The 26,518-nt window shown below is 70.6% G+C and carries 30 protein-coding genes and 4 tRNA genes; 17 read left to right on the top strand and 17 right to left on the bottom strand.

Annotated elements, in window-relative coordinates:
* Positions 1–92: 92 nt before the first annotated feature.
* On the top strand, positions 93–866 hold the full coding sequence (budC, locus tag AB0L06_RS38545; protein ID WP_500236163.1) for a meso-2,3-butanediol dehydrogenase: 774 nt from the start codon (positions 93–95) through the stop codon (positions 864–866).
* 42 nt (positions 867–908) lie between these two features.
* Here the strand turns inward: budC and AB0L06_RS38540 are convergent.
* From AB0L06_RS38540 to AB0L06_RS38525, 4 genes are all read right to left on the bottom strand, one after another.
* Positions 909–991: transfer RNA gene (locus tag AB0L06_RS38540), tRNA-Tyr, on the bottom strand.
* Between the two features lie 5 nt (positions 992–996).
* Positions 997–1,070: transfer RNA gene (locus AB0L06_RS38535), tRNA-Leu, on the bottom strand.
* A gap of 4 nt (positions 1,071–1,074) precedes the next feature.
* Positions 1,075–1,147, bottom strand: a tRNA-Leu gene (locus tag AB0L06_RS38530).
* Between the two features lie 933 nt (positions 1,148–2,080).
* Complete coding sequence (locus AB0L06_RS38525; RefSeq protein ID WP_500236162.1) at positions 2,081–2,611, bottom strand: flavin reductase family protein; 531 nt, start codon at positions 2,609–2,611, stop codon at positions 2,081–2,083.
* A 29-nt stretch (positions 2,612–2,640) separates the two neighbouring features.
* Here AB0L06_RS38525 and AB0L06_RS38520 point away from each other — a divergent pair, with 29 nt between their 5' ends.
* From AB0L06_RS38520 to AB0L06_RS38510, 3 genes are all read left to right on the top strand, one after another.
* Positions 2,641–3,075, top strand: a complete 435-nt coding sequence (locus AB0L06_RS38520; RefSeq protein WP_500236161.1) for a MerR family transcriptional regulator — start codon at positions 2,641–2,643, stop codon at positions 3,073–3,075.
* 85 nt (positions 3,076–3,160) lie between these two features.
* On the top strand, positions 3,161–3,343 hold the full coding sequence (locus tag AB0L06_RS38515) for a hypothetical protein (protein WP_500236160.1): 183 nt from the start codon (positions 3,161–3,163) through the stop codon (positions 3,341–3,343).
* A 409-nt stretch (positions 3,344–3,752) separates the two neighbouring features.
* A complete protein-coding gene (locus AB0L06_RS38510) occupies positions 3,753–5,288 on the top strand; it encodes a tyrosinase family protein (RefSeq protein ID WP_500236159.1) in 1,536 nt (511 codons plus the stop codon).
* A gap of 27 nt (positions 5,289–5,315) precedes the next feature.
* On the opposite strand, the gene AB0L06_RS38505 is transcribed toward AB0L06_RS38510, so the two are convergent.
* From AB0L06_RS38505 to AB0L06_RS38490, 4 genes are all read right to left on the bottom strand, one after another.
* Positions 5,316–5,398 (bottom strand) — tRNA-Tyr (locus AB0L06_RS38505).
* A gap of 72 nt (positions 5,399–5,470) precedes the next feature.
* A complete protein-coding gene (locus AB0L06_RS38500) occupies positions 5,471–6,520 on the bottom strand; it encodes a PDR/VanB family oxidoreductase (protein WP_500236158.1) in 1,050 nt (349 codons plus the stop codon).
* Between the two features lie 5 nt (positions 6,521–6,525).
* The gene (locus tag AB0L06_RS38495) at positions 6,526–7,404 is read right to left on the bottom strand and encodes a metal-dependent hydrolase (protein WP_500236157.1); all 879 of its coding nucleotides are present in this window, start codon (positions 7,402–7,404) and stop codon (positions 6,526–6,528) included.
* Between the two features lie 119 nt (positions 7,405–7,523).
* Entirely contained in the window at positions 7,524–8,204 is a 681-nt protein-coding gene (locus AB0L06_RS38490) for a hypothetical protein (protein ID WP_500236156.1), read from the bottom strand.
* A gap of 23 nt (positions 8,205–8,227) precedes the next feature.
* On the opposite strand from AB0L06_RS38490, the gene AB0L06_RS38485 reads away from it, so the two are divergent.
* From AB0L06_RS38485 to AB0L06_RS38465, 5 genes are all read left to right on the top strand, one after another.
* On the top strand, positions 8,228–9,703 hold the full coding sequence (locus AB0L06_RS38485; protein WP_500236155.1) for an aldehyde dehydrogenase: 1,476 nt from the start codon (positions 8,228–8,230) through the stop codon (positions 9,701–9,703).
* Between the two features lie 2 nt (positions 9,704–9,705).
* Entirely contained in the window at positions 9,706–10,443 is a 738-nt protein-coding gene (locus AB0L06_RS38480; RefSeq protein ID WP_500236154.1) for an SDR family oxidoreductase, read from the top strand.
* A complete protein-coding gene (locus AB0L06_RS38475; protein ID WP_500236153.1) occupies positions 10,440–11,288 on the top strand; it encodes an NAD(P)-dependent oxidoreductase in 849 nt (282 codons plus the stop codon). Before AB0L06_RS38480 ends, AB0L06_RS38475 begins: the two co-directional genes overlap by 4 nt.
* Entirely contained in the window at positions 11,281–11,649 is a 369-nt protein-coding gene (locus AB0L06_RS38470) for a carboxymuconolactone decarboxylase family protein (RefSeq protein ID WP_500236152.1), read from the top strand. The genes AB0L06_RS38475 and AB0L06_RS38470 overlap by 8 nt, the downstream gene beginning before the upstream one ends.
* A gap of 86 nt (positions 11,650–11,735) precedes the next feature.
* Entirely contained in the window at positions 11,736–13,511 is a 1,776-nt protein-coding gene (locus tag AB0L06_RS38465; protein WP_500236151.1) for a beta-propeller domain-containing protein, read from the top strand.
* A 12-nt stretch (positions 13,512–13,523) separates the two neighbouring features.
* Here AB0L06_RS38465 and AB0L06_RS38460 read toward each other — a convergent pair whose 3' ends face one another.
* From AB0L06_RS38460 to AB0L06_RS38445, 4 genes are all read right to left on the bottom strand, one after another.
* Positions 13,524–14,636 carry a D-alanine--D-alanine ligase family protein gene (locus tag AB0L06_RS38460; RefSeq protein WP_500236150.1) on the bottom strand — a complete coding sequence of 371 codons (1,113 nt, stop codon included), beginning with the start codon at positions 14,634–14,636 and terminating at the stop codon, positions 13,524–13,526.
* Between the two features lie 137 nt (positions 14,637–14,773).
* Entirely contained in the window at positions 14,774–16,042 is a 1,269-nt protein-coding gene (locus AB0L06_RS38455; RefSeq protein WP_500236149.1) for a trans-sulfuration enzyme family protein, read from the bottom strand.
* 13 nt (positions 16,043–16,055) lie between these two features.
* Positions 16,056–17,093: an NAD(P)H-dependent glycerol-3-phosphate dehydrogenase gene (locus tag AB0L06_RS38450; protein ID WP_500236148.1), complete on the bottom strand. Its 1,038-nt coding sequence runs from the start codon at positions 17,091–17,093 to the stop codon at positions 16,056–16,058.
* Complete coding sequence (locus AB0L06_RS38445) at positions 17,090–17,896, bottom strand: lysophospholipid acyltransferase family protein (RefSeq protein WP_500236147.1); 807 nt, start codon at positions 17,894–17,896, stop codon at positions 17,090–17,092. Before AB0L06_RS38445 ends, AB0L06_RS38450 begins: the two co-directional genes overlap by 4 nt.
* Before the next feature lie 89 nt (positions 17,897–17,985).
* Here AB0L06_RS38445 and cofC point away from each other — a divergent pair, with 89 nt between their 5' ends.
* Positions 17,986–18,657: a 2-phospho-L-lactate guanylyltransferase gene (gene cofC, locus AB0L06_RS38440; protein ID WP_500236146.1), complete on the top strand. Its 672-nt coding sequence runs from the start codon at positions 17,986–17,988 to the stop codon at positions 18,655–18,657.
* 37 nt (positions 18,658–18,694) lie between these two features.
* Complete coding sequence (locus tag AB0L06_RS38435) at positions 18,695–18,898, top strand: cold-shock protein (protein ID WP_500236145.1); 204 nt, start codon at positions 18,695–18,697, stop codon at positions 18,896–18,898.
* A 123-nt stretch (positions 18,899–19,021) separates the two neighbouring features.
* On the opposite strand, the gene AB0L06_RS38430 is transcribed toward AB0L06_RS38435, so the two are convergent.
* The 4 genes from AB0L06_RS38430 to leuC all read right to left on the bottom strand — a co-directional run bounded on the left by AB0L06_RS38430 (position 19,022) and on the right by leuC (position 21,859).
* On the bottom strand, positions 19,022–19,303 hold the full coding sequence (locus AB0L06_RS38430) for an HU family DNA-binding protein (protein WP_500236144.1): 282 nt from the start codon (positions 19,301–19,303) through the stop codon (positions 19,022–19,024).
* 158 nt (positions 19,304–19,461) lie between these two features.
* Positions 19,462–19,707 carry an SCO5555 family protein gene (locus AB0L06_RS38425; RefSeq protein ID WP_026414685.1) on the bottom strand — a complete coding sequence of 82 codons (246 nt, stop codon included), beginning with the start codon at positions 19,705–19,707 and terminating at the stop codon, positions 19,462–19,464.
* Between the two features lie 152 nt (positions 19,708–19,859).
* Positions 19,860–20,447: a 3-isopropylmalate dehydratase small subunit gene (gene leuD / locus AB0L06_RS38420; protein ID WP_500236143.1), complete on the bottom strand. Its 588-nt coding sequence runs from the start codon at positions 20,445–20,447 to the stop codon at positions 19,860–19,862.
* Positions 20,448–20,461: 14 nt separating this feature from the next.
* Positions 20,462–21,859: a 3-isopropylmalate dehydratase large subunit gene (leuC, locus tag AB0L06_RS38415; protein ID WP_500236142.1), complete on the bottom strand. Its 1,398-nt coding sequence runs from the start codon at positions 21,857–21,859 to the stop codon at positions 20,462–20,464.
* Positions 21,860–21,960: 101 nt separating this feature from the next.
* On the opposite strand from leuC, the gene AB0L06_RS38410 reads away from it, so the two are divergent.
* Positions 21,961–22,680: an IclR family transcriptional regulator gene (locus AB0L06_RS38410; RefSeq protein WP_500236141.1), complete on the top strand. Its 720-nt coding sequence runs from the start codon at positions 21,961–21,963 to the stop codon at positions 22,678–22,680.
* A 124-nt stretch (positions 22,681–22,804) separates the two neighbouring features.
* Here AB0L06_RS38410 and AB0L06_RS38405 read toward each other — a convergent pair whose 3' ends face one another.
* Entirely contained in the window at positions 22,805–23,317 is a 513-nt protein-coding gene (locus AB0L06_RS38405) for a DinB family protein (protein ID WP_500236140.1), read from the bottom strand.
* Between the two features lie 215 nt (positions 23,318–23,532).
* Between AB0L06_RS38405 and AB0L06_RS38400 the strand changes: the two genes are divergently transcribed.
* The 5 genes from AB0L06_RS38400 to AB0L06_RS38380 all read left to right on the top strand — a co-directional run bounded on the left by AB0L06_RS38400 (position 23,533) and on the right by AB0L06_RS38380 (position 26,427).
* Positions 23,533–24,168, top strand: coding sequence for a MerR family transcriptional regulator (locus tag AB0L06_RS38400; protein WP_500236139.1), 636 nt, complete (start codon positions 23,533–23,535; stop codon positions 24,166–24,168).
* 208 nt (positions 24,169–24,376) lie between these two features.
* The gene (locus AB0L06_RS38395) at positions 24,377–24,763 is read left to right on the top strand and encodes a YidH family protein (protein ID WP_500236138.1); all 387 of its coding nucleotides are present in this window, start codon (positions 24,377–24,379) and stop codon (positions 24,761–24,763) included.
* Positions 24,760–25,122: a DUF202 domain-containing protein gene (locus AB0L06_RS38390; protein ID WP_500236137.1), complete on the top strand. Its 363-nt coding sequence runs from the start codon at positions 24,760–24,762 to the stop codon at positions 25,120–25,122. The genes AB0L06_RS38395 and AB0L06_RS38390 overlap by 4 nt, the downstream gene beginning before the upstream one ends.
* Before the next feature lie 79 nt (positions 25,123–25,201).
* Complete coding sequence (locus AB0L06_RS38385) at positions 25,202–26,023, top strand: NAD(P)-dependent oxidoreductase (RefSeq protein WP_500236136.1); 822 nt, start codon at positions 25,202–25,204, stop codon at positions 26,021–26,023.
* Positions 26,023–26,427 (top strand): RidA family protein, encoded by a 405-nt coding sequence (locus AB0L06_RS38380; protein WP_500236135.1) that lies wholly within the window; start codon positions 26,023–26,025, stop codon positions 26,425–26,427. Before AB0L06_RS38385 ends, AB0L06_RS38380 begins: the two co-directional genes overlap by 1 nt.
* Positions 26,428–26,518: the final 91 nt, after the last annotated feature.

Below are 26,518 nucleotides of genomic sequence, written 5' to 3'. Positions count from 1 at the left end.
CACATAATGGAGCTCAGGGGCCGGATGTTCTTCTCTGGCCGACGCGAGCCCGACACCGAACGCGTTCCGCTGATGACGAGCCAGGAGGCGCTGTGCAGCCGAATCGTTTCACCGGCAAGGTCGTGATCGTCACCGGCGGAGGGTCCGGCATCGGCGAGGCCACCGCGCACCGCTTCGGACGCGAGGGAGCCACGGTCATCGTCGTCGGACGCACCGAGGACAGGCTGCGGCAGGCCGTGGCGGCAGCGCCCGACGGTTCGACGCTCGTCCCACGGGTCGCGGACGTCTCCGACGAGGCGGCCGTCGCCGACCTGGTCAGCGGGGTGGTCAAGGAGTACGGCCATCTCGACGTGCTGGTCAACAACGCGGGCGGCGGCGGGCTCGGAACCGTCGAGAACATCGACACCGCCGCCTGGCGGCACGCCATGGAGGTCAACCTCGACGGCGTGTTCTTCATGTCGAGGGCCGCGATCGGCCACCTGCGCGCCGCCGGCGGCTGCATCGTGAACGTCGGCTCGGTGTCCGGGCTCGCCGCCGACTGGGGGATGGCCGCCTACAACGCCGCCAAGGGCGGCCTGGTCAACCTGACCAACGCCATGGCGCTCGACCACGGACACGAGGGCGTGCGCGTCAACGCCGTGCACCCGAGCCTCACCCGCACTCCGCTGTCCGAGATCATCTTCGAGCACGAGCACCTGGTGGCCGCGTGGCTCCAGCGGATTCCGATGAAACGCTACGCCGAGCCGTCCGACGTGGCCGACGTGATCGCCTTCCTGGCCAGTTCCGACGCGCGATTCGTCAACGGGGCCCACATTCCGGTGGACGGGGGACTCCACGCGTCCAACGGCCAACCCCACGTGTTCTGACGACCGTGAGGGTGGGCGCTTTTCCGTTCTGGAGTCCATGTGTGGGGTGGGTGGGATTCGAACCCACTCAGCGCTGAGCACCTGCTTTACAGGCAGGCCCGACTCTCCTGCTTCGGCGCCACCCCTTGCGTGCCCTCGATGGGATTCGAACCCATACCATCCCGGCTCTCGACCGGACGCCTCTACCAATTGGACTACGAGGGCATCGTGCGGCTCCGGGGACTCGAACCCCGAACCTTCGGCACCTGGGGCCGACGTCTCTGCCATTGGACTAGAGCCGCGCGTGTCGCTGGAATCTCGGCGTCACCCACGCGCGGTCCGGAGGTCAGTAAGCGAGATACCGGCCGGTGCGAGCGAGTGACGCCCTGGGCAGTCGATAAAGCTCAAGCATCTGCCGGTCCTCCCCTCAGAGGTTTCGTGGTCCGTTGCGGACAGGACCTACCGTGCCATCGCACGCCCTGGACCGCAACGGATTTATGCGCGAACTTTCCAGTCCTACGGAAGGCCGAATCGAGCAACGGTGGGCTCACGCCGCGGCTTCCATGACAAACGCCCCGCCGAGGCGGGGCGTTGCGGCACTTATCGCCGGTCAGCAGCAGTGAACCATGTCGGCGGCGGCGGGTGGCGCGGCCGCCGCGGAGACCGCAGCCGTGAATCCAACGCTCATCAGGGCAGCCACGAGGGCAGCGGCGAAACGACGACGCATGAGGGACTCCCTTGCCAGGTGCGGGCGAGTACCCCACACGCTAAGCCACACCCACAGTCCAATCAATAGCCAATTTCAACGGGAACTCCCGACTTTCTTTGAACAACTTATGCGCAGCTTCCGCCTGGCAAAAGAAAGCCGTGGGACACATCCGAGGCCAAGGGTCGACCTACGTCCGCCCGCGCCACTTTATTGTGGGGCTCTTCTCAGCTTTACGGAAGGCCGGATCGAACAGGCGCGGGATCCATTGCGGCTTCCATGACAAACGCCCCGCCGAGGCGGGGCGTTTGGGCGCTTATCGCCGGTCAGCAGCAGTGAATCATGTCGGCGGCGGCGGGTGGCGCGGCCGCCGCCGAGACTGCGGCCGTGAATCCAACACTCATCAGGGCAGCCACGAGGGCAGCGGCGAAACGACGACGCATGAGGGACTCCCTTGCCAGGTGCGGGCGATTGCCACACACGCTAAGTCGAACACTGAACCAAATCAAGGGCCAATTCCGGCGACCGTTCAGAGGTCGAGGGTGAGGCGGCCTTTGGTGGCTCGGGAGACGCAGATGAGCATGGTGTCGTCGCCGGACGGGTCGGACGGGGCTCGTTGGTCGACGTCGCCGGAAAGGACGTGCACCTTGCAGGTTCCGCAGAAGCCCTGGCGGCAGGAGTAGGCGACGTCGGGCTGTTCTTCCTTGATGACGTCCAGGGCCGAGCGGGTGGCCGGGATTTGCAGGACGCGGCCTGAGCGCTTCAGTTCGACTTCGAAGGGGTGGCCGTTGGTGATGGGGGCCGGGGCGAAGCGTTCGTAGTGGAGGGTCGCGTCGGCAGGGAAGGCCATGCGGATGGCGTCGATCATGGGGGCTGGGCCGCAGACGTGGACGGCAGTGCCTGGGGTCGCGTCCGCCAGGAGGTCACTGCTGGACGGGATGCCGTTGGCGTCGTCCGTGCGGATGGTGATGCGGTCGGCGGGGAGTTCGGCCAGTTCGTCCAGGAAGGGGAGGGTTTCGCGGGTGCGGCCTGTGTAGATCCGGAGGCAGGCGGTGCTCAACGATCGGCCAGCTCGCGGCGACCGCCCGCGTGACCGTGCGTACCGTCCGCCACTACCACCAGATCGGTCTGTTGCCCGAGCCTGAACGTGACGCCTCCGGCTACCGCCGTTACAGCGCGCAGGCGGCGGTGGATCTCGTCCGGATCAGGACTCTTGCGGAAGCTGGAGTGCCGCTGGCTCGCATCAACGCGCTGCTGTGCGCGGGACCAACCGAGTTCGCGGATGCCATCACCGACATCGACAACGCGTTGCAGGCCAAGATCGACCAGCTCACCGAGCATCGCCGCCGCATCGCCGAACTGGCAAGCGGCGAAAGAGCTCGTCCTTCCACCCGAGATGGTCGCCATACTGAACCGGCTGCGCGGTCTCGGGGTCAGCGAACGGACCGTCCGGCTCGAGCGCGATTGGTCGATCCTGATGCAGGCATCGGACCCGCAGGCGATGCCGCAGTGGATACGCGATAAGAATGCCGGTTTCGCCGACCCCGGGAAGATGCGCCTGTACCTCGCATGTGATCAATCGGTCAACTGGGATCCGCACGATCCACGCGTGGATCGACTCATCAACGACCTGGAAGCATGGGAGGTCGCACACGGAGGAAACAGCAGCAGGCCAGAGAACCCGACACCGATCTTCTCCCTGATCCTCAGGGAATCACCGGCATGGCGCCGCATCGTCGACACGCTCACCCACCGCGCCGAGCAGCACCGAACCGTCATGCCTGACAGCTGACCGTCGGCCCGCATCAGGCCCTGGCCGATCGGCTTGGTCTGGTCTACCGCGCGGCAGACTTCGCCATCAATCGGCGCTCCGCGTCCTACACACCCGCGAAACTCAAGTTCACCGAAAGGCTCCTGCGCGACCTTTAAATGAAACCGGGTTCGCAGGCGGGAACGATGACGGCGCGATCGGCGGGGACCGTCTGGTTGCCGCACCGTCGCGAGGCTGTACCGCTTGTGGGCATACCGGAGGTCGATCCGATCAGGAAAGGTTGTTCGCGATGCACGACGCGTACGCCCTCTATGGAAAGCCGGGCATAGCGACTTCTTGAATGACCTGTTTTCTCCTATCGGGCCCAGGATCTCCCTGAGTGCGATATCGACCGGCTCCACGGGCCGGTGGACGAGCGAAGGGACAGTGGATGGGCTACGACACGGTTGCGGTCCGGCGGAGTATCTGGTGCCTGGAGCCGACCACGGCGTTCTCCAGCAGCGTGATGCTCAACTACGCCAAAGCGGTGGCGATCATGCAGGGCCGGGAGCCGGACGACCCGACGAGCTGGAGCTACCAGGCGGCGATCCACGGGACGAGGGCGCCGGCACCTCCGGGGGCCGACTGGAACCAGTGCCAGCACGGCACCTGGTTCTTTCTCCCCTGGCACCGCATGTACATCTGGTTCTTCGAGAAGATCGTGCGGGAGGCCATCCTGGAGGCGGGGGCCGACCCCACCGGGTGGGCGGTGCCCTACTGGAACTACAGCGACGGTCCCCTGAACGTGGTCTCCACCCTGCCCCTGGCCTTCCGGACCCCCACCCTGCCCGATGGGTCGGCCAACGCCTTGTACCTGCCCTATCCGAACCGCAACGAGAACCGCAACGAGGACAAGCCGGGGGGCATCGGACTGATCGGGCCGGGCATCAACGACGGCGGCCAGATCCCACCGAGGTACGTCTCGTACGCCCAGGCGTTCGCGCTCAGCAACTTCAGCTCCCCACCCCCGCTCCCGCCCCACCCAAGCTTTGGAGGACCGGAGACAGGCTTCTCGCATATCGAGAACAACCCCGGCCAGCTCGAACACCTCCCCCATGACCTGGTCCACCTCTACACCGGGGGCACCAACAACCTGGCCGACTGCGCCAAGGGCTGGATGAGGGACACGAACTGCGCTGCGGCAGATCCAGTGTTCTGGGCCCACCACAGCAACATCGATCGGTTGTGGAAGCGCTGGCTGGACATCCCTGGCCACCTGAACCCGGCCAAGCAGCCTTGGCTCAGCCAGTCCTTCCGGTTCTACGACCCCGACTGCAAGGGGTTCGTTACCATGACCCCCAACGACGTCCTGGACACCGTCGCCCAATTGGACTATGCATACGACGATGACCCCAGACCCGTCGCCCTCCCCCTGCGGCCCGCAGCGGTCGCAGTCCCAGCGCCGCCGACCATGACCCGCATCACGCTCGCCTCGGGCGGGCCCATGCATCTGTCGTCGACGGCGACCAGCATCACAGGCACGGTGACCACACCGCCGCCGGGGGCACAGGCCCTGCTGGCGGCCGGCCCCGGCGAACCACGGCACCTGAGCCTGAATGTGGAGAACGTGGAGCGGGAGCAGAACGCCCCCGTGGTCTTTGACGTCTACCTCAACCTGCCGGACGACCAGCCGCCCCAGGACGAATCGATCTACTATGTCGGCCCCATGGGCTTCTTCCGCCACGGTCACCACCACGGCGAGGGCGACACCACTGAGCATCATGCGGGCGCGAACTTCTCCTACATGATCACCAACCTGGTGCAGGAGCAGCGGGCTCATGGGGCCTGGTCGGACACCTCATTCCGGGTGACCCTGGTCGTAGGCGGATACCACGAGGAGGGCACGCCCTCGGTACAGGCCGTCGCCGACGCCACCACGCCACCGGCCCTGGTACACATCGGCTCGGTGAGCATCACGGCGTGGTGACACGGACATGGTTCAGTAATTCATTTGTGGGGTGGGTGGGATTCGAACCCACTCAGCGCTGAGCACCTGCTTTACAGGCAGGTCCGACTCTCCTGCTTCGGTGCCACCCCTGGCGTGCCCTCGATGGGATTCGAACCCGCACCGTTCTCCACCAACGCGCGCGGCTGGCGCAACGGAATTAATCAGAGGTCGAGGGTGAGGCGGCCTTTGGTGGCTCGGGAGACGCAGATGAGCATGGTGTCGTCGCCGGACGGGTCGGACGGGGCTCGTTGGTCGACGTCGCCGGAAAGGACGTGCACCTTGCAGGTTCCGCAGAAGCCCTGGCGGCAGGAGTAGGCGACGTCGGGTTGTTCTTCCTTGATGACGTCCAGGGCCGAGCGGGTGGCCGGGATTTGCAGGACGCGGCCTGAGCGCTTCAGTTCGACTTCGAAGGGGTGGCCGTTGGTGATGGGGGCCGGGGCGAAGCGTTCGTAGTGGAGGGTCGCGTCGGCAGGGAAGGCCATGCGGATGGCGTCGATCATGGGGGCTGGGCCGCAGACGTGGACGGCGGTGCCTGGGGTCGCGTCCGCCAGGAGGTCGGCGCTCGACGGGATGCCGTCGCTGTCGTCCGTGCGGATGGTGATGCGGTCGGACGGCAGGTCTGCCAGTTCGTCCAGGAAGGGGAGGGTTTCGCGGGTGCGGCCGGTGTAGATGAGGCGCCAGTCGGCTCCGGCTCGGTGGGCGGCCTTGACCATGGGGAGGATCGGGGTGATGCCGATGCCGCCCGCGAGGAACAGGTAGCGGTCGCGCGGAACGAGGGGGAACGCGTTGCGCGGCCCCTGGACCTTGAGGACGTCGCCCTCGGCGATCTCGTCGTGGATCTCGACCGAGCCGCCTCCGCCGTCGGGGAGGCGGCGGACGGCGATGCGGTAGGTGCGGCGGTCGGACGGGTCGCCGCACAGGGAGTACTGGCGGCGGCGTCCGGACGGAAGGTGCAGGTCGAGGTGGCAGCCGGGGCGCCAGCCGGGCAGGACGGCGCCGTCGGGGGCGGCGAGGGTGAGGGCGACGACGTCGTCGGCGACCTTCCGGACGGACTGGACGACCACGGCCGTCGAGCGGTCGACCTCGCGGATCGGCGGCAGGACGGGCGGACGCAGCGAACGCACCCGCTGGATGCCGGTGAACAGGGCGTTGAGAGCGATCCAGAACGGGTCGCGGGCGCGGCGTCCGTACAGGTCGGCGGGGTATTGCATGCGGGTCATCGGAGGGCGGCCTGCGCTGCGGGGGACGAGGCGAGGTAGGCGAGGGCCTGCTCGGTGGAGCCCTCGTTGAGGGGGCTGTAGTCGCGGCGCAGGTAGCGGCGGACGGACGCGCCGACCATGCGGCGGCTGGGCGTGAGGCCCTGGTTCCCGGTGCGACGGATGTGCCGGATTCCGCCCGTGATCCTGCCCTGGACGATGGGGTCGACGGCCATGAGGTAGCGGTGTCCGCGCTGCCAGAACGACGTCAGCATGGTGATCGTCTCGGCCATCGCGCGCACCCGGCCGGAGTAGCGGCCGTCCAGGTGCATGAACAGCTCGTGCGCGACGTGCCGGTGTTCGACCTCCTCGGCGCCGTGCCAGCGCAGCAGGTCGAGCATCATCGGGTCGGCGCCGGCGCGGTCGAGTTCCTCGGCGTTCAGGATCCAGTCGCCGAGGACGCCGGTGAAGTGTTCGATCGCGGCGATGAGGGAGATCCGCTCGTTGAGCCAGACGCGGCGCCGGTCGCCGGTGAGGCCGCGGTCGCCGAGCATGCTCTCGAAGAAGAAGTCGGCCTGCCGGACGAACGGCCGCACGTCCAGGCCCTGCTCGACGAAGTGGTCGAGGACGGCGTCGTGGGACGCGGCGTGCATGGCCTCCTGGCCGATGAAGCCGAGGACGTCCTCGCGGAGCCGGTCGTCCCGGACGTACGGGACGGCCTCCTTGAACACCCGCACGAACCACTCTTCACCGGCCGGCAGCAGCATGTGCAGGACGTTGATGAGGTGGGTCGCGACGGGGTCGCGCGGGATCCAGTGCAGCGGCACCGTGGACCAGTCGAAGCGCACGTCGCGGGCCTGCAGGACGAGGTGGTCCGGCTCCCCGAGCTGGGCGGTCATGGGCGGCTCCGGCGAGACAGGCGGTCTTATTGACGAACTGTCCAGCAACGTACATCGGGCGCTCGACCGGTGACAACGTATCCATCAGGTGAGGCACATCACCCGGGAACGCGAGGTGTTCACTCCGGTATGTGAGGTGTGCCGTCCCGCATCGCGGGGAAACGGTGGCGGGCCGCGGTGGTGCCGCGGGTCATGCGGGTGACGTCGGCCTCGGGCAGCGTCTCGGTGTCGTCGTCGATGACGACCTCCCAGCGGCAGTGCGGCACGCGTCCGGCCGGGTTCCGGGGCGGCCTGTGGACGGGCCGGATGCGCGCCTTCGGGTTCACGGCCTGCGCGGTGATGTCGAACGTGCCGTCCTCGATCGTGTGGCACATGCCCGTGATCGACCGTTCGCCGAACGGCTCGACGTCGAGCAGCGCGCCGCACGAGCGGAGCTGGAAGAACCCGTGCCGCTCGTCGACCAGCTCGTACTCGACGTCCATGTAGTGCTGTGCGAATCCGGGGTCCAGCTGAAGAACTTTGAATATGGCCGAGACGCCGTCGCCCTCGATCTTCATGATCTCGCGGATGCGCCGGGTGTAGACCGGGCTGGCGCCCCTCCACTCCTCGATGGCGATCTCCTCGACGGCCTCCTGCCCGTAGCGGAGGCCGACCGCGGTCAGGCAGGAGCGGTCGAGCAGGTGGACGATCAGCGCGTACTCGCGGACGAGCCGGACGAGTGCCTCGCGCGACAGGTCCTCGAAGCGGAAACCGGGGTCGAAGTCGCCCGAATAGTCCGCGCGGTACTTGCGTTCGGTCATGTCCTGAAATGTAGTCTGGACAGGTGTCCAGAACAACCGATCGCTTGTTCGGCAACACTCCCTCTCCCCTCCTCCTGGACGGCCGTCTCGTCCCCGGTTCCGGCGGCGCGTTCGACACCCTGAACCCCGCGACGGGCCAGGTCATCGGCCAGGCCGCCGACGCGACCGACGAAGATCTCGACCAGGCGCTGACGGCGGCGCGGCGCGCGTTCGACGAGTCCGGCTGGTCGTCCGATGTGAAGTTCCGGGTCCACTGCCTGCGGCAACTCCGGGACGCCCTCCAGCGCCACTCGGACGAACTACGCGAACTGACCATCCAGGAAGCGGGCGCGCCGCGCTTCCTGACGTTCGGCGCGCAGCTCGACGCCCCGGTCGCGGACCTCGGCTGGTTCGCCGACCTCGCCGAGTCCTACGTCTGGGAGACCGACCTCGGACACGCCGAGCCGATGGGCATGGCGTCACACCGGCGGATCGTCCGGGAGCCGGCCGGGGTCGTCGCGGCGATCACCCCGTGGAACTTCCCGCATCAGATCAACCTCGCGAAGCTCGGCCCGGCGCTCGCGGCGGGCAACACGGTCGTGCTCAAGCCCGCGCCGGACACGCCCTGGTGCGCGGCGGCACTTGGCGTCCTCGCGGCCAATGAGACCGACATTCCACCCGGCGTGCTGAACGTGGTCACGTCGTCCGACCACGGGATCGGCGCCCGCCTCACCGAGGACGAACGCGTCGACCTGGTCTCGTTCACCGGTTCGACCGACACCGGGCGGGCCGTCATGGCGTCCGCCGCGAAGACGTTGAAACGGGTGTTCCTGGAGCTCGGCGGCAAGTCCGCGTTCATCGTGCTGGACGACGCGGACCTCAAGGCCGCCTGTTCGTACGCGGCGTTCGCGGGCGTCACGCACGCCGGTCAGGGCTGCGCGCTCACCACGCGCGTCCTCGTCCCGCGCGACAGGTACGACGAGGCTGCCGCGATCATGGCGAAGACGCTGACGCGGCTCGGGCCGGGCGATCCGGCCGACGACGGGACGATCTGCGGGCCGCTGATCTCGGCGTGGCAGCGCGACCGGGTCGAGGCGTACCTGCGGCTCGCGCTCGAGGAGGGCGGCGCGTTCGCCTGCGGCGGCGGGCGTCCCGATCGCGAGGACGGCTTCTGGATCGAGCCGACGCTGGTCACGGGCCTGACGAACGACTCCCGCACCGCGCGCGAGGAGATCTTCGGGCCGGTGCTGGTGCTGCTTCCGCACGACGGCGACGACGACGCCGTCCGGATCGCGAACGACTCGCCGTTCGGGCTCTCCGGCGCCGTACACGGAAGCCCGGAGCGCGCGAATGCGGTCGCCGCGCGCCTCCGCACCGGGACGGTCAGCGTGAACGGCGGCGTCTGGTACGGCGCGGACGTCCCGTTCGGCGGCTACAAGCAGTCCGGAATCGGCCGCGAGATGGGCGTGGCCGGGTTCGAGGAGTACCTGGAGACCAAGGCGATCGCCGAAGGGGCATGACGATGGGACGGTTCGAGGGAAAGGTCGCGATCGTCACCGGCGCGGCGGGCGGGATCGGCGCGGCGTACGCGCGGGCGCTCGCCGCCGAGGGCGCGTCGGTCGTCGTCGCCGACGTGAACGACGCGGGCCAGGACGTCGCGAACGAGATCAAGGGCCTGTTCGTCCACGCGGACGTGTCGGACCCGGCGTCCGTCCAGGCCATGGCCGACACGGCCGCCGAGCACTTCGGCGGTGTCGACCTGCTGGTCAACAATGCGGCGATCTTCGGGACGATGAGGCTCGACTTCCTGTTCACCGTCGACTGGGACTACTACAAGCGGTTCATGGCGGTGAACATGGACGGCGCGCTGCTCTGCACCCGCGCCGTCATCCCGCACATGCAGGCGCGCGGCGGCGGCGCGATCGTGAACCAGTCGTCCACGGCGGCCTGGCAGTACTCCGGCTTCTACGGCCTGGCGAAGGTCGGCGTGAACGGCATGACGCAGCAGCTCGCGCACGAGCTCGGCTCGATGAACATCCGGGTGAACGCGATCGCGCCCGGCCCGACCGACACCGAGGCGAACCGGACCGTCGTCCCGGGGAACATGGTCCAGAAGATCGTCCGCGACCGCCTCGCGCTGAAGCGCATGGGCACCCCCGAGGACCTGACCGGGATGTGCCTGTTCCTCCTCTCCGACGAGGCGCGCTGGATCACCGGGCAGATCATCAACGTCGACGGCGGCGAGGTGTTCCGGGCATGACGATCGGCTTCGTCGGGCTCGGCCAGATGGGCGCGCCCATGGCGAAACACCTGGTCAAGCGGGATCTCATCGTCTACGACACCCGTCCCGAGGCGGTCGCCCCGCTCCTCTCCGAAGGCGCGCGGGCCGCGTCCGGCATCGCCGAACTGGCCGCCGAATCCGACCTCGTCTCGGTCATGGTCCGGGACGACGCGCAGGTCAACGAGGTCGCCGCGAAGGCGCTCCCCGCGATGCTTCCGGGCAGCGTCCTCGCGATCCACTCAACCATCCGCGCCCGCACGGCCGAGAACCTGGCCGCCCGCGCAGCCGCGAATGCAGGCACCATCCACGTCGTGGACGCGCCGGTCAGCGGCGGTTTCATGGGCGCGGCGGACGGCACCCTGGCCGTCATGGTCGGCGGCACGGACGAAGCCTTCGAAGCCTGCCGCGAACCGTTCGCCACATGGGCGGACCTCGTCCTGCACATGGGCCCGGTCGGCGCGGGCACCCGCACCAAACTGGCCCGCAACCTGCTGCATTTCACCGCGTTCACGGCGGCGGCCGAGGCCCAGCGGCTCGCCGAGGCGTCCGGCGTGTCCCTGCGGAAGCTCGCCCGGATCGTCCGGCACACGGACGCGATCACCGGCGGCGCCGGCTCCATCATGCTGCGCCCCACGACCGCGCCCCTCGCGGACGACGATCCGCTCCGCCCGATCCTCGAACACGTCCGCGCGCTCGGCGAGAAGGACCTGGCGTTCGCCCTCGAGCTGGCCGCCGAACTGGACGTCGACACCCCGCTCGCCCACCTCGCCCTGGCCCGCTTCGCCACCGGCCTCGGCCTCTCCCCGGAGGACCACCATGGATGAACGCCGCGCCCGCGGCCTCGCCAAGATGCGCGAGGTCTACGGCTGGGAGGTCGGCGACGCGCCGGGCGACTTCTTCGGCATCACCGTCGACCACCTCTTCGGCGACATCTGGACGCGCCCGGGCCTGTCCCTGCGCGACCGGCGTCTGCTCCTCATCGGCATGCTCGCAGGTCAGGGCCTCAACGACGTCCTGGACATCCAGATCCCGGCAGCCCTGGAGAGCGGCGACCTGACCCAGGACGAACTCCGCGAGACCGCCATCTTCCTGACCCACTACGTCGGCTGGCCGCTCGGCTCCAAGCTGTCCGTGCAGGTCGACACCCTCATCGCCAAACACGAGAAACGCCAAGCCTCCGAGTAAGGAGGAAATCACCGAACCAACCGGAACGGAAAGTGCGTCCCGGGCGTCCAACGCCCATGCGTGCCCTGGCTTGTGGCTCCGCGCTCATGGCCGCGACGCTCGCCCTGACGGCCTGCTCCTCCTCTGAGGAGCGCATCCGGAGCGTCCCGATGGAGGTCCCGCCGCTGCGGCTGGTCGCCTACACCTCGTGCGACACGCTGCTGCACGAGGTGCTCCAACCCGTTCCGCAGGAGCCCAACCCCAACACCCCGCAGTGGCTGGGGCAAGGCAGGGACAACGTTCCGGGCGAAACGGCGGACTCCACCAGAGCCGCGCCCGCGCATTCTGGCACCAACGCCTACGAGGCGGACGCGGACGAACCCGACACCGTGAAGACGGACGGACGCCGCATCGTCGCGCTCACCCGGAACGACCTGGAGATCATCGACCCCGCGAGCCGGAAGCTCACGGCACAACTGGCCCTGGCCGCGGCCGAACCCGGCCCGTACGGAGTGCTCGGCACTCAGCTGCTGCTCAGCGGCGACCGCGCACTGGTGATCTCGTCCCGCACCCTCATGCCGCCGCCCGGCGTGGTCCGTCCGCGCGGCATGCCGGACACGACGCCGGTCGTCCCCCTCGTCCGGACGATCCTCACGCTCGTCGACTTGTCCGGGAGCCCGAAAGAGATCGGGACGATGACCGTGAACGGCTCCTACGTGGACGCCCGGCAGACCGGCGGGACGATCCGGCTCGTCGTCCGCGCGACGCCCCGCGTGTTCCGTCCCCTGGAGACGCCCGAGAACCCCACCCTGGATCCCACCGGTGGCCCATCGCCGCGCACGAGCCTGGACGACTGGCTTCCCAACACCACCGTCACCGCCCCCGGCACGCCCACCAGGCAGTTCCGGGAACCGTGCGACCAGGTGAAACGCCCGTCCACGCCGAACGGCGGCGGCCTGCTCAGCATGCTGACCATCAACCCCGCGCAGGGCTTCGCCGATCCGCAACCGGTCAGCATCGTCGGGGACGGCCAGACGGTCTACGGCAACGGGCAGACCCTGTACGTGGCGGGCTCCACGTTCACTGACCGGCCCGAGACACGTATCCACCGCTTCGACGTCGGCGGAACGGGACGGCCCCGCTGGGTCGCGTCCGGGGCCGTCCCCGGCACCCTGCTCAACCAGTACGCGCTGTCGGAGTACCAGGGCGTCCTGCGTGTCGCGACCACGACGAACAAGGTCAGCGGCATCCATATCCTCACCCGGAAGGGCGACCGCCTCATCCAGGTCGGCCAACTCGACGGCCTGGGCCGGAACGAGCGGCTCTACGCCGTCCGCTACCTCGGACGCATCGCCTACGCCGTCACCTTCCGCCAGGTCGACCCGCTCTACGAGCTCGACCTCGGCGACCCGGCGCACCCCCGCGAACTGGGCGAACTCAAGATCAACGGCTTCTCGTCCTACCTGCACCCCACCCCGGACGGCCACCTCATCGGCATCGGCGAGAACGTCACCGGACGCGGAATCCCGACCGGAACGCTCGTCTCGGAGTTCGACGGCTCCACCCCGCCGCGCCGCATCGCGTCCCACACCGAGAAGAGCCGGCTCCCCCTCACCAGCCTGGACCCGCACGCGTTCCTCTACTGGCCCGCGACCGGCCTCGCGGTGATCCCGACCCAGCCGATCGGAACCTACTCACCTCCCGACGGCGTGGTCGCGCTGACCATCGACGCCAAGGGCATCCGTCCCGCCGGTTTCATCAAGCAGGACCAGGTGCAACGCGCGATGGTCGTCGGCGACACCCTCTGGACGTTCTCCGACCAGGGCGCGCTCGCCTCCGGCCTCACCGACCTGAAGAAGCGCGCCTGGCTCGCGTACGCCTGACGGCCGCCGCCGCTAGCGGAGGCCGACCTCGCGGCCCAGCGCGGTCTGGATGAGCCGGTCGACCAGGGACGGGTAGTCCACCCCGGACGCGGCCCACATCTGCGGGAACGCCGACGTCGGGGTGAAGCCGGGCATGGTGTTGATCTCGTTGAGGACCCAGCGGCCGTCGGTCGTCTGGAAGAAGTCGACGCGGGCCAGGCCCTCGCAGTCGAGCGCCTCGAAGGCGCGGACGGCGATGCCGCGGACCTCGTCGATCGCCTCGGCGGGCATGTCCGGCGGGATGGCCAGGGACGTCGAGCCGTCCAGGTACTTGGTCTCGAAGTCGTAGAAGTCGTGCTGGTTCGCCATCAGGACCTCGGCGGGCACGCTGGCCTCGGGCGGGGCGTCGCCGACGCCCTGCAGGACGCCGCACTCGATCTCGCGGCCCTCGATCGCGGCCTCGACGATCACCTTCGGGTCGTGCTCGCGGGCGGTCTCGATCGCCGCCTCGAGGTCGGCCTCGTCGGTCACCCGGGTGATGCCCATGCTGGACCCCGCGCGCGCGGGCTTGACGAACACCGGCAGCCCCAACTCGGCGATCTCGTCCAGCTTGCGCTTGCGCTCGCGCCGCCACTCGCGGTCGGTCATCGTCACGTACGGGCCGACCGGCAGGCCCTGCGCCTGCCAGACCAGCTTCATGAAGCCCTTGTCCTGCCCGACCGCGCTCGCCAGCACGCCCGCGCCGACATACCGGACGCCCGCCAGCTCGAGCAGGCCCTGGAGCGTGCCGTCCTCGCCGTAGGGGCCGTGCAGCAGCGGCAGGACGACGTCGACCTCGCCGAGCGCGCGCGGAACCTCGCCCGGCTCGACGACCAGGAAGCCGCGCGTCTCGGGGTCGAACGGGAGCGCGAGCGCGCTGCCCTCGGTGCCCACCTCGGGCAGCCGGCCCTCGGTGATCGCCAGGTCGAGATCCGCCGGAGGCAGGACCCACCTGCCGTCGCGGGCGATGCCGACCGGGACGACCTCGTAGCGGTCGCGGTCGATCGCGGCCATCACCGCGCCTGCGGTGATGGCGGAGATGGCGTGCTCGGAACTCCGCCCGCCGAACACCACCGCCACCCGGACCTTGCGTGAAACCTGGGACATGGTGCCCGACCCTACCGGTGATCAGGCGGTATCGGCCACGCCCGTGATCGTTCCGGCCGTCCGTCCCGTGATCGTTCCGACCACCTGGCCACCCGCCCCGACGCCCCCACCGAACCCACACCCCCAGCAGGCCGGACCTACGCCTCGGCGGGACGGTCCTGCACCGGGACGGCCCCGTCCGGCACCCCGGCGAACCGGTCCCGTACCGCGCCGGTCTCCCGGCCGGTCACGCGGGCGACCGTGTCGAGGGCCCTGCCGACGTCGCGGACGAGGTCGGCGGCGTCCTCCAGGCCGACGGTGAACCGGACCGCGGCCGGATCGGCGCCGGGCGTGCCGGTCGCGGCGTGCGCGACGGTCGTCCGGACGCCGCCGTCCGCGCCCGCGACCAGCGCCAGCCGGACCGCGTCCACCAGCGCCTGGCCGGCGGCGAGACCGCCGTGCGGAGTGACCGTCACCACTCCCCCGAACCGCGTGCCCTCCGGCCCGGAGTCGAACAGGCGGCGCGCGGCCTCATGTCCCGGATGCTCCGGCAGCCCCGGGTAGGACACCGACCGGACGGCCGGGTGCTTGGCGAGCGCGGCGGAGAACACGCTCGCCGTGTCGCACTGCCGCCGGACGCGCAGGGGCAGCGTCTCCAGGCCGCGCCGGAGCAGGAACGCGTCGTCCGGGGCGAGCGACGCGCCGGTCTCCACCCGGACGCGCCGGACCACCGTCATCACGTGCGCCCCGCCGACCACCACGCCGCCGGACGCGTCGCCGTGCCCGCCGAGCCCCCCGGACGCGTCGTGCACCACGAGATCGGCGCCGTGCTCCAGCGGACGGCACACCACCGGCGTCGTCCGGGACGAGTCGACCGCGAGCAGCGCCCCGTGCGCGTGCGCGATCTCGGCGAGTTCGGGCAGGTCGGCGACCCCGAGTTCGGGGTCCGACAGTGTCTCGGCCCACACGAGGCGCGTCGTCGGACGCATCGCCGCCGCCACTTCGGACGGCTCGGCGAACGTCGTCTCCACGCCGAAACGAGCGAGCAGCCCGGTCAGCACGGATCGCACCGGCCCGTGCACCCCGGCGGGCGCCACGACGTGGACATCGGACGTCGCACAGGCCAGCAGGACGCCCGTCACGGCCGCCGCCCCCGTCGGGAACGCCTCGGCGACGACCGGACCGTCCAGGCCCGCGCCTTCCAGCGCGGCGATGCCGGACGCGAACGCCAGCGCCGACGGGTTGTCGACCGGGCCGGCGACGTTCTCCGACGCGGCGAGTTCGGCGTGCTCGGCCGCGCCCGCGTAGGCGAAGGCGGCCGTGCGCCACACGGGCGCGCCGACCGGGGTCTGGTGCGGGACGGCCGGTTGCGGCAGGTGCGCGGCGCGGGTGTTCTCACCCTGCCGGACTTCTGAGGGACTACGCATCGCCCTCAGTGTGTCACGGACGGTATCCGTCCTGCTTGGGCGTCACGCCGTAGCGCTCGGGTTTCGGTGACCGGGTGATCAGCGCGAGGCCCGCCTCCTTGACCGGCTTGCCCTCGTGGACGACCGCGACCACCTCCTCGGTGATCGGCATCTCCACGTGGTTCCGGCGCGCCAGGTCCAGCACCGCCTTGGACGACTTGACGCCCTCGGCGGTCTGCTTGGTGACCGCGATGACCTGCTCGGGCGTCATGCCGCGGCCCAGGTTCTCGCCGAACGTCCGGTTCCGGGACAGCGGCGAGGAGCAGGACGCGACCAGGTCGCCCATCCCGGCGAGGCCCGCGAAGGTGTGCTCGTCCGCGCCGAGCGACGCGCCCAGCCGGGCGATCTCGGCGAGGCCGCGGGTCATCAGGACGGCCTTGGTGTTGTCGCCGAAGCCGAGCCCGACCGCCATCCCGACGCACAGCGCGATCACGTTCTTGACCGCGCCGCCCAGCTCCACGCCGATCACGTCGGTGGAGGTGTAGGTGCGGAAGTACGGGGTCATCGTCGCGGCCTGGAGCCTTTCGGCGCCCGCCATGTCCAGGCAGGCGGCGACGGCCGCGCCGGGCTCGCCGACGGCCAGCTCGCGGGCCAGGTTCGGGCCGGAGAACACCGCGACCCGCTCCGGCGGCACGCCCGCGACCTCCGCGATCACCTCGCTCATCCGCTCCGCGGTGCCGAGCTCGATGCCCTTCATCAGGCTGACCAGCAGCGCGTCCGGCGGCAGGAGCGGGACCCAGGAGGCGAGGTTGGCGCGCAGCGTCTGCGCGGGGACCGCGATCCCGATCACGTCCGCCCCGGCGAGCGCCTCGGCGACGTCGGTGGTGGCGCGCAGGTCCCGGGGAAGGGGGATGCCGGGCAGGTAGTCCGGGTTCTCGTGCCGCTCGTTGATCGCGTCGACGATCTCCGGACGGCGCCCCCAGAGCGTCACCTCGCTCCCGGCGTCGCACATCAGCTTGGCGACGACGGTCCCCCACGAGCCGGCCCCGAGCACGGCACAGCGCAACGTCACTTGCCCTCCCCCTGCTCGGCCTCGACCTGGGCGGACGCGGCCTCGGCGGCGCGGCGGCGCTCCTCCTGGACCTTGTGGTGGTCGTAGAGCTCGGCCGGGGGCTCCTCGCCGCGCAGCTCGCCGAGCAGGTCGGCGATCTGGCGCATGATGTCCTCGGTCGCGGCGTGCAGGGTCTCCTTGGAGAGCTCCTCGCCCTCGTACCTCGACAGGTCCACCGGCGGCCCGGCGATCACGTGCATGGTCTTGCGGGGGAACGGGTGGAAGCCCTTCTTCAGCCGTCCGCGCAGCCCGGTCGGCTCGCCCTTCTTGTACGGGAGCAGCTCGTGCGCGCCCCAGTTCGCCACCGGGACGACCTTCGCGCCGGTCTTCAGCGCCATCCGCGCCACGCCGGTCTGCCCGGTCATCGGCCACAGCTCGGGGTCACGGGTGCAGCTGCCCTCGGGGTAGAACATCAGGCACTCGCCGTCGCGGAGGGCCTCCTCGGCGTCCCGCAGGGCGCGAGAGGCGTCGGAGCGGTCGCGGTAGACCGGGATCTGGCCGGTCCCGCGGAAGACGGTCCGGACGATCGGGACGTCGAAGAGGGTCGACTTGGCCAGGTACACCGGGTAGCGGCCGGACTCGTACACGAAGTGCGCCAGCGCGAGCGGGTCGGACTCGGAGATGTGGTTGGCGGCGATGATCACGCCGCCCTCCCCCGGCACGTTCCCCCGGCCCCGCCAGTCCCTCTTGAGCAGCCCGAACAGCATCGGGCGAAGGATGACGATGGTCAGCTTGCGCCAGCCGGGCGAATAACGGTGCCCCATGCCCGTCCCTCCTCGTGCCAAACCCGCGCCGGGATGAACGCGGGGTGTCCTCAAGTGTCGCGGTTGCGAGCGCATAAAGTCGAATGGCCATGTCTACAGCAGAACGTGCCGTGCCCCGCGCCGGCTGGACCCTGATCGTCCCGGTCAAGGTGCTGGCCAGGGCGAAGACCCGGATGTCGGACGGCGCGGGCCGTCACCGCGAGGCGCTGGCGCTCGCGGTGGCGGGCGACACGGTCGCGGCGGCGCTCGCCTGCGACCGCGTCCGCGCTGTGATCGTCGTCACCGACGACCCGCTGCCCGCCGCCGAACTCGCCTCGCTGGGCGCGACCGTCGTCCCGGACGAACCGGACGCCGGCCTCAACCCGGCCCTGGTCCACGGCGCCGGACGAGGCCGCGAGCTCCACCCGGACACGGGCGTCGGCGCCCTTTCCGCGGACCTCCCCGCCCTCCGTCCGGCCGAGCTCGGCCGGGCACTGGACGCGGCGTCCGAGGCCGCCGAGGCGTTCGTCCCGGACGCGGCCCGCATCGGCACCACGCTCTACACGGCCCGTCCCGGCGTGCCGTTCGCCCCGGCGTTCGGCGGCGACTCGCGCGCCGCGCACCGTGCCCGGGGCGCCCGCGAGCTGCTGCTCCCGGGCATCGACAGCGTCCGGCGCGACGTGGACACGCCCGCCGACCTGCGGGCCGCGCTGCGGCTGGGCGTCGGGCCCCGCACGGCGGCCGTGGCGGCGCTGCTGCCCGAGCCCGTGACCGGCCGCTAGCCGGACACCCCGGACCCGGGACAGTAGGGTCGGGGCCATGCAGGCGACGGTGCGCGTGTTCGACCCCGAGACCCGTTCCGGCAGCGTCCTGCTGGACGACGGGTCCGAAGTGGACTTCGGCGCCGAGGCGTTCGACGCGGGCGGCCTGCGGCTGCTGCGCCTCGGCCAGCGGGTGAACCTGGCGGTCACGCCGACCGGCCTGGTCACCGCGATCACCCTCTCCACGTTCCCGCTGCCCTGATTCCCGGCGTCCCGGCGAAATGGCGCCCGGTTCCCGGCGTCCACGGGAATGGAACGGTCCCACACGCATCGACGCCCGGCCCCGCGAGAGCGGGAACCGGGCGTCGTCGCACGCGGTTGGCGCCTACTTCTTGCCGGCCACCAGGTTCTTGAAATCGGCACCGGCCTTGAACTTCGGCACGGACGTCGCGGGAACCTGAATGGTCTTACCCGTGGCGGGGTTCCGAGCCGTGCGGGCAGGCCGGTCGGCCTTCTCGAACGAACCGAACCCGGTGATCGCGACCTTGTCGCCCTTGGCGACCGTGGTCTGGATCACCTCCAGGATCGCGTCGACGGCCTCAGCGGCGTCCTTCTTGTTGCTGCCCATCTGCTCAGCGATGGCGTCGACCAGCTCACGCTTGTTCATGGGTTACTCCTCTAGTTCCCCCCTTGCCCGAACGAAACTAAGGGAGCCATGGCACCGACACAATCACCTGAACGCGAGAGTTCCCGTGTCGCAGGCGTTTTGGTCGGTCTCGCCCCCGTCTCACGCGGGCGCCGGACCAGATCCGGCCACGGCGAACGCTAGCGGGCTTCCGGGGAAGACGAGAAATCGGCGGCACGTCCGGAAAGGAAGGCGTCCAGCCTGCGGGCGGCCAGGTCAGCGTCACGTTTGGCGAGATCGGTGATCGCCAGGAGTTGCCGGATGAGCCGCCGGCGGTCGTCCGCGGGCAGGGGTGCGACCCGCCTGTGCGCCTCCCGGAGGCGCTCGGCGAGCCGGGTCAGCTCCGGGTCGTCCCAGGCGGGTCCGTCCCACGGATCGCCGCTCATCGCGGGCTTCCTGCCACGCTCGGCCCCCTTCGCGAACACGTCCGGCCTGCCCCGCACACAACGAATTCTCGTCGGTGCGGGGGCGGGCTCGTGCGCGCGGGGTGCCGCCAGGAGGCGACGCCGCAGGTCAGCGGTGAAACGTCAGGAGATGGTCAACTGGTGGTCGGGAGCAGCGACGGCCGCTCCTTCTCGAATTCGGTGATCGCTTCGGCGTGGCGCAGGGTCAGGCCGATGTCGTCCAGGCCCTCCATGAGCCGCCAGCGGGTGTAGTCGTCGATCTCGAAGGACGCGACGACGTCCCCGGCCCTGACCTCGCGCTTCTCCAGGTCGACGACGATCTCGGCCTTCGGGTCCCGCTCGGCGCGGGCCTGGATCGCCTCGACGGTCTCGGCGGGCAGGACGACCGGCAGCAGGCCCATCTTCGTGGAGTTGTTCCGGAAGATGTCGCCGAACCGCGGCGCGATCACGACCCGGAACCCGTACTGCTGGAGGGCCCAGACGGCGTGCTCGCGGGACGACCCGGTGCCGAAGTCCGGCCCGGCGACCAGCACGGACGCGCCGTCGTACTCGGGCTTGTTCAGCACGAAGTCGGGGTCCTCGCGCCAGGCCGAGAACAGGCCCTGGTCGAATCCGGTGCGGCTGACCTGCTTGAGCCAGACCGCCGGGATGATCTGGTCGGTGTCGACGTTGCTGCGGCGCAGCGGGACCGCGCGCCCGGTGTGCGTGACGAACTTCTCCATGGTTCTCGGCTTCCTTACAGGTCGGCGGGCGCGGACAGGCGGCCGGTGACGGCGGTGGCGGCGGCGACGGCGGGGCTCACCAGGTGGGTGCGGCCGCCGGGTCCCTGGCGTCCCTCGAAGTTGCGGTTGGACGTGGACGCGCTGCGCTCGCCGGGGGTGAGCTTGTCGGGGTTCATCGCCAGGCACATCGAGCAGCCCGCCTCACGCCACTCGGCTCCGGCGGCCGTGATCACCTCGTTCAGGCCCTCGGCCTCGGCCTGCTTCTTGACCTCCATCGAGCCGGGGACGACCAGCATCCGGACGCCGTCCGCGACCTTCCGGCCGGAGAGGACGCCCGCGACGGCGCGCAGGTCCTCGATGCGGCCGTTGGTGCAGGAGCCGACGAAGACGGTGTCCACCGCGATGTCGCGCAGGGGCGTCCCGGCGGTCAGGCCCATGTACTGGAGGGCGCGCTCGGCGGCCTGGCGCTCGACCGGGTCGGCGACGGCCGCCGGGTCCGGCACGGAATCGCCCAGCGGGAGGCCCTGGCCGGGGTTGGTGCCCCAGGTGACGAACGGGGTCAGCTCGGAGGCGTCGATGACGACCTCCTTGTCGAACACGGCGTCGTCGTCGGTGCGCAGGGACGTCCAGTACTCCACGGCCTCGTCCCACGCCTCGCCCTCGGGCGCGTGCGGACGGCCCTTCAGGTACGCGAAGGTGGTCTCGTCCGGGGCAATCATCCCGGCGCGGGCGCCCGCCTCGATGGACATGTTGCAGACCGTCATCCGGCCTTCCATCGACAGCTCGCGGATCGCCTGGCCGCGGTACTCGATGATGTGGCCCTGTCCGCCGCCGGTGCCGATGCGGGCGATGATCGCGAGGATCAGGTCCTTGGAGGTCACGCCGTCCGGCAGGGAGCCGTTCACGGTGACGGCCATCATCCTGGGCTTGACCTGCGGCAGCGTCTGCGTCGCGAGGACGTGCTCGACCTCGCTCGTCCCGATGCCGTGGGCGAGGGCGCCGAACGCGCCGTGCGTGGAGGTGTGCGAGTCGCCGCACACGACCGTCATGCCGGGCTGGGTCAGGCCGAGCTGCGGGCCGATGACGTGGACGATGCCCTGCCCGTCGTCGCCCATCGGGTGCAGCCGGACGCCGAACTCGGCGCAGTTCTTCCGCAGCGTCTCCACCTGCGTCCGGGAGACCGGGTCGGCGATCGGCGCGAGCAGGTCGGTCGTCGGGACGTTGTGGTCCTCGGTCGCGATCGTCAGGTCCGGGCGCCGGACGGGACGGCCCGCCATCCGCAGGCCGTCGAACGCCTGCGGGCTGGTGACCTCATGGATGAGGTGGAGGTCGATGTAGAGCAGATCCGGTTCGCCCTCGACGCGTCGCACGACATGCGCGTCGTACACCTTCTCGGCCAATGTGCGGCCCATCGCTCCACCTCACCTGTCGTCCTGCCGGACGCGCCCATGCGCCCGGCGACCTTGTTTCGCCCCGACTTGCATCTCACATCGCGAGACGGCAATATCAAGACATGGACAACTCTAGCGGAGTCGGCGTTCTCGACAAAGCGGTACTCGTGCTGAACGCCCTGGAAGCCGGGCCGGCCTCCCTCGCCCAGCTCGTCCAGACCACCGGTCTGGCGCGGCCCACCGCCCACCGGCTCGCCGTCGCGCTGGAGCACCACCGGCTCGTCCACCGGGACACCCAAGGCCGGTTCATCCTCGGGCCAAGGCTCGCCGAGCTGGCCGTCGCGGCCGGTGAGGACAGGCTGCTCGCGATCGCCCAGCCCGTCCTGGCCCAGCTGCGCGACATGACCGGCGAGAGCGCCTCGCTGTTCCGCCGCCAGGGCGACGTCCGGGTCTGCGTGGCCGCGGCGGAACGCTCCAGCGGCCTGCGCGACACGATCCCGGTCGGCGCGGCCCTCCCGATGACCGCGGGTTCCGCCGCGCAGATCCTGCTCGCCTGGGAGGAGCCGGACCGCCTGCACCGCGGCCTGCGCGGCGCGAAGTTCGAGGCCACGACGCTGGCCCAGGTCCGGCGGCGCGGCTGGGCGCAGAGCATCGGCGAGCGCGAGCAGGGCGTCGGGTCCGTCTCCGCCCCGATCCGCGGTGCGGGCGGCCGGGTGATCGCCGCCGTCTCCGTCTCCGGCCCCCTGGAGCGCCTGACCCGCACCCCCGGACGCCTCCACGCCGCCCCCGTCACCGGCGCCGCCGAGAAGATCACCGACGCCATGCGCCGCACCACCAACTGACGACGCCCCCGGATCCCCCAAGATCCCCCAGATCTCCGGGGTCTGACCTCCCTCGTGAAAACGCCGGGCCCTCCGATGAGGGCCCAGCGTTTTCGCGTGTCAGGCGGCGCTGCGTTCGCCGAGGTCAGGCCCCTACAACGCCGTCGACGCCCTCGCGGAGGAAGTCGGCGTGGCCGTTGTGGCGGGCGTACTCCAGCAGGACGTGCACCATCACCATGCGCAGGGCGACCTTCTTGTCCCAGCGTGGCTGGTAGCCGGTCACGTCCAGGGATTCGGCCTCGCGCTCGATGCGGCGCGAGGTCTCCACCTCGTCCCGCCAGGCCCTGAACGCCTCGGCGCCGGTGGCGGCGCTCGTGTCGTAGGCCGCCTGGAAGTCGAAGAGCTCGTCGGACCACACCATGGGCGCGTCCGCGTCCTCGAAGACCCGGTGGAACCAGGCGCGCTCCACCTCGGCCATATGCCGGACGAGCCCGAGCAGGGACAGCGTCGAAGGCGGCATCGAGGTCCGCAGGAGCTCCTCGTCGGAGAGGCCCTCGCACTTCATGGCCAAGGTCGCGCGGTGGTAGTCGAGGTAGGCGCGCAGCGTGTCGCGCTCGGCCCCGGCGGTCGGCGGGGCCACGCGGTCGTCGGCGGTCATGGTCGGTCCTCTCTGCGGCCGGGTGACCGTCCATGATCGCAGCAGCGCGAAGGGCGCGAAGCGGGCGGCGATAAGCGAGGTTTGTCAGCTTGTGCCGTCCCAGCAGGCCGGGACGGCGCCGACGTTTGTTGGATAGTGCCGGTATTCAATGCCCCTCCTGCTGGATAGTGACGATATCCAGACTCGGCAGGCATCAAGGCGAGGGGCGTGGACGGGTGCAGATCTCCGAACTCAGCGACCGCAGCGGGCTGACCGTTCAGACGATCAAGTTCTACATCCGCGAGGGCCTGATGCCGAAGGGCTCCTCCACCACGGTCACCCGCGCCGAGTACGACCAGCGGCACCTGGAACGGCTGCGGCTGATCCGGGCGCTGCGCGAGGTGGGCGACCTGCCCGTCGCGTCCATCAAGAAGATCGTCGCGTCCATGGAGGACGACTCGGTCGGCCTGCACGAGCTGTTCGGCACCACCCAGTACGCGCTCGGCCCGCACATCGTCCCGCCGAACGACCCGCACTGGAGGGCCGCCCGCGAGGACGTCGACATGCTCGTCCGCGAGCTCGGCTGGGAGGTCGGCGACCGCGCCCCCGCCCGCGCGCTGCTCGCGCAGACCTTCGTGGCGCTGCGCCGCCTCGGCTTCCCGGTCACCCTCACCGACCTGCGCCCCTACGTCACCGCCGCGACCTCGGTCGCCGAGCACGAGATCAACCGGGTCGCGCTCGACAACCCGCGCACCCTGACCGTCCACGCGATGCTCGCCTCGACCGTGATCTACGAGCAGGTCCTCACCGCGCTGCACCGCCTCGCGCAGGAGGACGTCTCGGCCCGCCGTTTCGCGGCCGATCCGTCCTGAGAACGCACCGAACCCCGCCGGAAAGCCATTCCCGGCGGGGTTTTCGCTGTCTTCCCAGCCCGGCCTGACCTGGGACCGGGTGGGCTTTGCCGCTTCTGTGGCGCGCGCCACTTCGGCACTTTTCCCGTATATCGAGTCGGAATTCTTGCCTCCTTCCCGGACGTAATATGTGAATTTCCCGGTTCGAAAGAGGCGAAGTGAGCGGCCGATGAGCGTCCAGGACACCCCCGACCAGCCGTCCCGCTGGACCGATCGCCTGCTCGCCGAGGGCCGCGACCCGGACCCCCGGTTCACCCTCGCCAACGAGCGCACGTTCCTGGCCTGGATCCGCACCGCGCTCGCGCTGATCGCGAGCGGCGTCGGGCTCGCGCTCAGCGGGCATCTGCTCAGTACCCCGCTCCGGGAGGGCCTCGCCGCGGCGTTCGCGGCGGTCGGCGCGCTGGTCGCGGCGATGGCGTTCCGCCGCTGGTTGCGCACCGAGCGCGCGCTGCGCCGGGACGAGACGCTCCCGCCCCTGGTCCTCGCGCCCCTGATGTCCTACGGGCTCGCCGCCGCGGCCGTCGTCGTCCTGGTGGCCCTCCTCGCCACCCGATGATCGGCCTGGGCGTCTCCCGCCGCGCGTCCTCCGAGCCCCGCGAGGCGCCGGGCACCCTCTGGGACCCGGGAGCCCAGCCTGAGCGCACCTCCCTCGCCTGGACGCGGACGACCGTGGCGTTCATGGGAGCCGGGCTGCTGTGCGTCCGGCTCGCTCCGAACGACCTGGGCGCGGCACTCGCGGCCGTCGCCGTGTTCGGGCTGGCCGCGCTGCACGTCCACCGGACGCGCCGGAAGCGGCGGCGGCGCGGACGGCGCCTGCGCGAGGGCCGCCCGGTCGCCGATCCCGCGTCCGTCCTGCTGCTGACCGGCGTGACCGTCCTGCTCGGCGTGATGGGCATCGTGTTCGCCCTGCACTGAGCCATGCGCGTCACGCATGGCTGGCATGTGAGATCTTCGCTGGTGGTATGGCTGGGCGGCGCCTAACGTCATTCGCGTTATGACACATATCGCCTTTCTGGGTCTCGGGCGCATGGGCGCCGCGATGGCCGGACGACTGCTCGCCGCCGGCCACGAACTGACCGTCTGGAACCGCACCCCCGAGCGCGCCGCGCCGCTGGTCGAACGCGGCGCGGCGCTCGCCGCCACGCCCGCCGAGGCCGTCGCCGGACACGACCTCGTGATCACCATGCTCACCGACGCCCGGGCCGTCCACGACGTCCTGCTCAGCGCGGGGATCGCTCCCGGGACGCTCGTCGTCGAGATGTCCACGATCGGCCCGGACGCCGTCCGTGAGCTGCGCGAACGCCTGCCGGACGGGGTCTCGCTGCTCGACGCGCCGGTGCTGGGCAGCATCCCGCACGTCGAGGCCGGCGAGCTGGTGATCGTCGCGGGCGGGACGGACGCCGACGTCGACCGGGCCGCGAAGGTGCTCGGCGTCCTCGGAACCGTCCGGCATGTCGGGCCGTCCGGCCGGGGCGCGGCGGCGAAGCTGGTCGTGAACAGCGGGCTCGTCGCCGCGTTCGGCGCCGTCGCCGAGGCCGTGGACCTGGCCACGCGGCTCGGGGTCGACCGGGAGACCGCGCTCGAACTGCTCGGCATCACGCTCCCCCAGGCCGAGCGGACCCGCGTCCGCCGCCCGGACGCGCCGGTCACCTTCACCGCCGGGCTCGCCGACAAGGACCTCGCCCTCGCGCTGGAGATCCTCGGCCCGGACTCCCCCGTCCTGACCGCCGCCCGCACCCACACCGCCGACGCGGTCGCCCGCGGCCTGGGCGGCGCCGACATCACCGTGCTCGTCCCCGGCGAGGGGGACTCCTGATGCGCGTCACGATCGACAACCCGCCCACCGTCCCGGCGACCAACGGCCACTACTCGCACGTCGCGCACGTGACGTCCGGGCCGCTGCTGTTCCTGTCCGGGCAGGTCGCGTTCGGCGAGGACGGCGAGATCGACCGTCCCGGCGACATGACCCGGCAGTCCGAGGTGATCATGTCGATCATCGAGCGGCTGCTCGCCGCGCACGGCGCGACCTTCGCTGACGTGGTCAACATCCGGACGTTCGCGACCGACCTGTCCCGGCTCCGCGAGTACGGCGAGGTCCGCGGCCGCTACTTCACCAAGGAGCCGCCGACCAGCACGACCGTCGAGGTGTCCCGGCTCTTCCACCCGGACGCCCTGCTCGAGGTCGAGGTCATCGCGGCCCCGCCGGCCACGGCGGTCTAGGGCGTGTCCGTTGGATCTTGGTGTTTGGCTGAGGTTGATCAGGGTGTCGGGGTGTGATGGCGGGTGTGATTCGTCGTCATGAGTTGACCGA

This window comes from Spirillospora sp. NPDC052269, from assembly GCF_040679435.1.
In the GTDB taxonomy this organism is placed as follows: domain Bacteria; phylum Actinomycetota; class Actinomycetes; order Streptosporangiales; family Streptosporangiaceae; genus Spirillospora.
Note: the sequence above shows the minus strand (reverse complement) of the source record. Positions and strands in the feature narration are given on the sequence as shown.

Excerpts from the sequence above, each read along its gene's own strand:
- AB0L06_RS38475 (WP_500236153.1), top strand. The coding sequence starts at position 10,440 with ATGACGATCGGCTTCGTCGGGCTCGGCCAGATGGGCGCGCCCATGGCG.
- AB0L06_RS38405 (WP_500236140.1), bottom strand. The coding sequence starts at position 23,317 with ATGACCGCCGACGACCGCGTGGCCCCGCCGACCGCCGGGGCCGAGCGC.
- leuC (WP_500236142.1), bottom strand. The coding sequence starts at position 21,859 with ATGGGCCGCACATTGGCCGAGAAGGTGTACGACGCGCATGTCGTGCGA.
- AB0L06_RS38480 (WP_500236154.1), top strand. The coding sequence starts at position 9,706 with ATGGGACGGTTCGAGGGAAAGGTCGCGATCGTCACCGGCGCGGCGGGC.
- AB0L06_RS38445 (WP_500236147.1), bottom strand. The coding sequence starts at position 17,896 with ATGGGGCACCGTTATTCGCCCGGCTGGCGCAAGCTGACCATCGTCATC.
- AB0L06_RS38395 (WP_500236138.1), top strand. The coding sequence starts at position 24,377 with ATGAGCGTCCAGGACACCCCCGACCAGCCGTCCCGCTGGACCGATCGC.
- AB0L06_RS38500 (WP_500236158.1), bottom strand. The coding sequence starts at position 6,520 with ATGCAATACCCCGCCGACCTGTACGGACGCCGCGCCCGCGACCCGTTC.
- AB0L06_RS38510 (WP_500236159.1), top strand. The coding sequence starts at position 3,753 with ATGGGCTACGACACGGTTGCGGTCCGGCGGAGTATCTGGTGCCTGGAG.
- AB0L06_RS38495 (WP_500236157.1), bottom strand. The coding sequence starts at position 7,404 with ATGACCGCCCAGCTCGGGGAGCCGGACCACCTCGTCCTGCAGGCCCGC.
- leuD (WP_500236143.1), bottom strand. The coding sequence starts at position 20,447 with ATGGAGAAGTTCGTCACGCACACCGGGCGCGCGGTCCCGCTGCGCCGC.
- AB0L06_RS38430 (WP_500236144.1), bottom strand. The coding sequence starts at position 19,303 with ATGAACAAGCGTGAGCTGGTCGACGCCATCGCTGAGCAGATGGGCAGC.
- AB0L06_RS38470 (WP_500236152.1), top strand. The coding sequence starts at position 11,281 with ATGGATGAACGCCGCGCCCGCGGCCTCGCCAAGATGCGCGAGGTCTAC.
- AB0L06_RS38390 (WP_500236137.1), top strand. The coding sequence starts at position 24,760 with ATGATCGGCCTGGGCGTCTCCCGCCGCGCGTCCTCCGAGCCCCGCGAG.
- AB0L06_RS38425 (WP_026414685.1), bottom strand. The coding sequence starts at position 19,707 with ATGAGCGGCGATCCGTGGGACGGACCCGCCTGGGACGACCCGGAGCTG.
- AB0L06_RS38460 (WP_500236150.1), bottom strand. The coding sequence starts at position 14,636 with ATGTCCCAGGTTTCACGCAAGGTCCGGGTGGCGGTGGTGTTCGGCGGG.
- AB0L06_RS38410 (WP_500236141.1), top strand. The coding sequence starts at position 21,961 with ATGGACAACTCTAGCGGAGTCGGCGTTCTCGACAAAGCGGTACTCGTG.
- AB0L06_RS38455 (WP_500236149.1), bottom strand. The coding sequence starts at position 16,042 with ATGCGTAGTCCCTCAGAAGTCCGGCAGGGTGAGAACACCCGCGCCGCG.
- AB0L06_RS38465 (WP_500236151.1), top strand. The coding sequence starts at position 11,736 with ATGGCCGCGACGCTCGCCCTGACGGCCTGCTCCTCCTCTGAGGAGCGC.
- AB0L06_RS38385 (WP_500236136.1), top strand. The coding sequence starts at position 25,202 with ATGACACATATCGCCTTTCTGGGTCTCGGGCGCATGGGCGCCGCGATG.
- AB0L06_RS38380 (WP_500236135.1), top strand. The coding sequence starts at position 26,023 with ATGCGCGTCACGATCGACAACCCGCCCACCGTCCCGGCGACCAACGGC.
- AB0L06_RS38490 (WP_500236156.1), bottom strand. The coding sequence starts at position 8,204 with ATGACCGAACGCAAGTACCGCGCGGACTATTCGGGCGACTTCGACCCC.
- AB0L06_RS38435 (WP_500236145.1), top strand. The coding sequence starts at position 18,695 with ATGCAGGCGACGGTGCGCGTGTTCGACCCCGAGACCCGTTCCGGCAGC.
- cofC (WP_500236146.1), top strand. The coding sequence starts at position 17,986 with ATGTCTACAGCAGAACGTGCCGTGCCCCGCGCCGGCTGGACCCTGATC.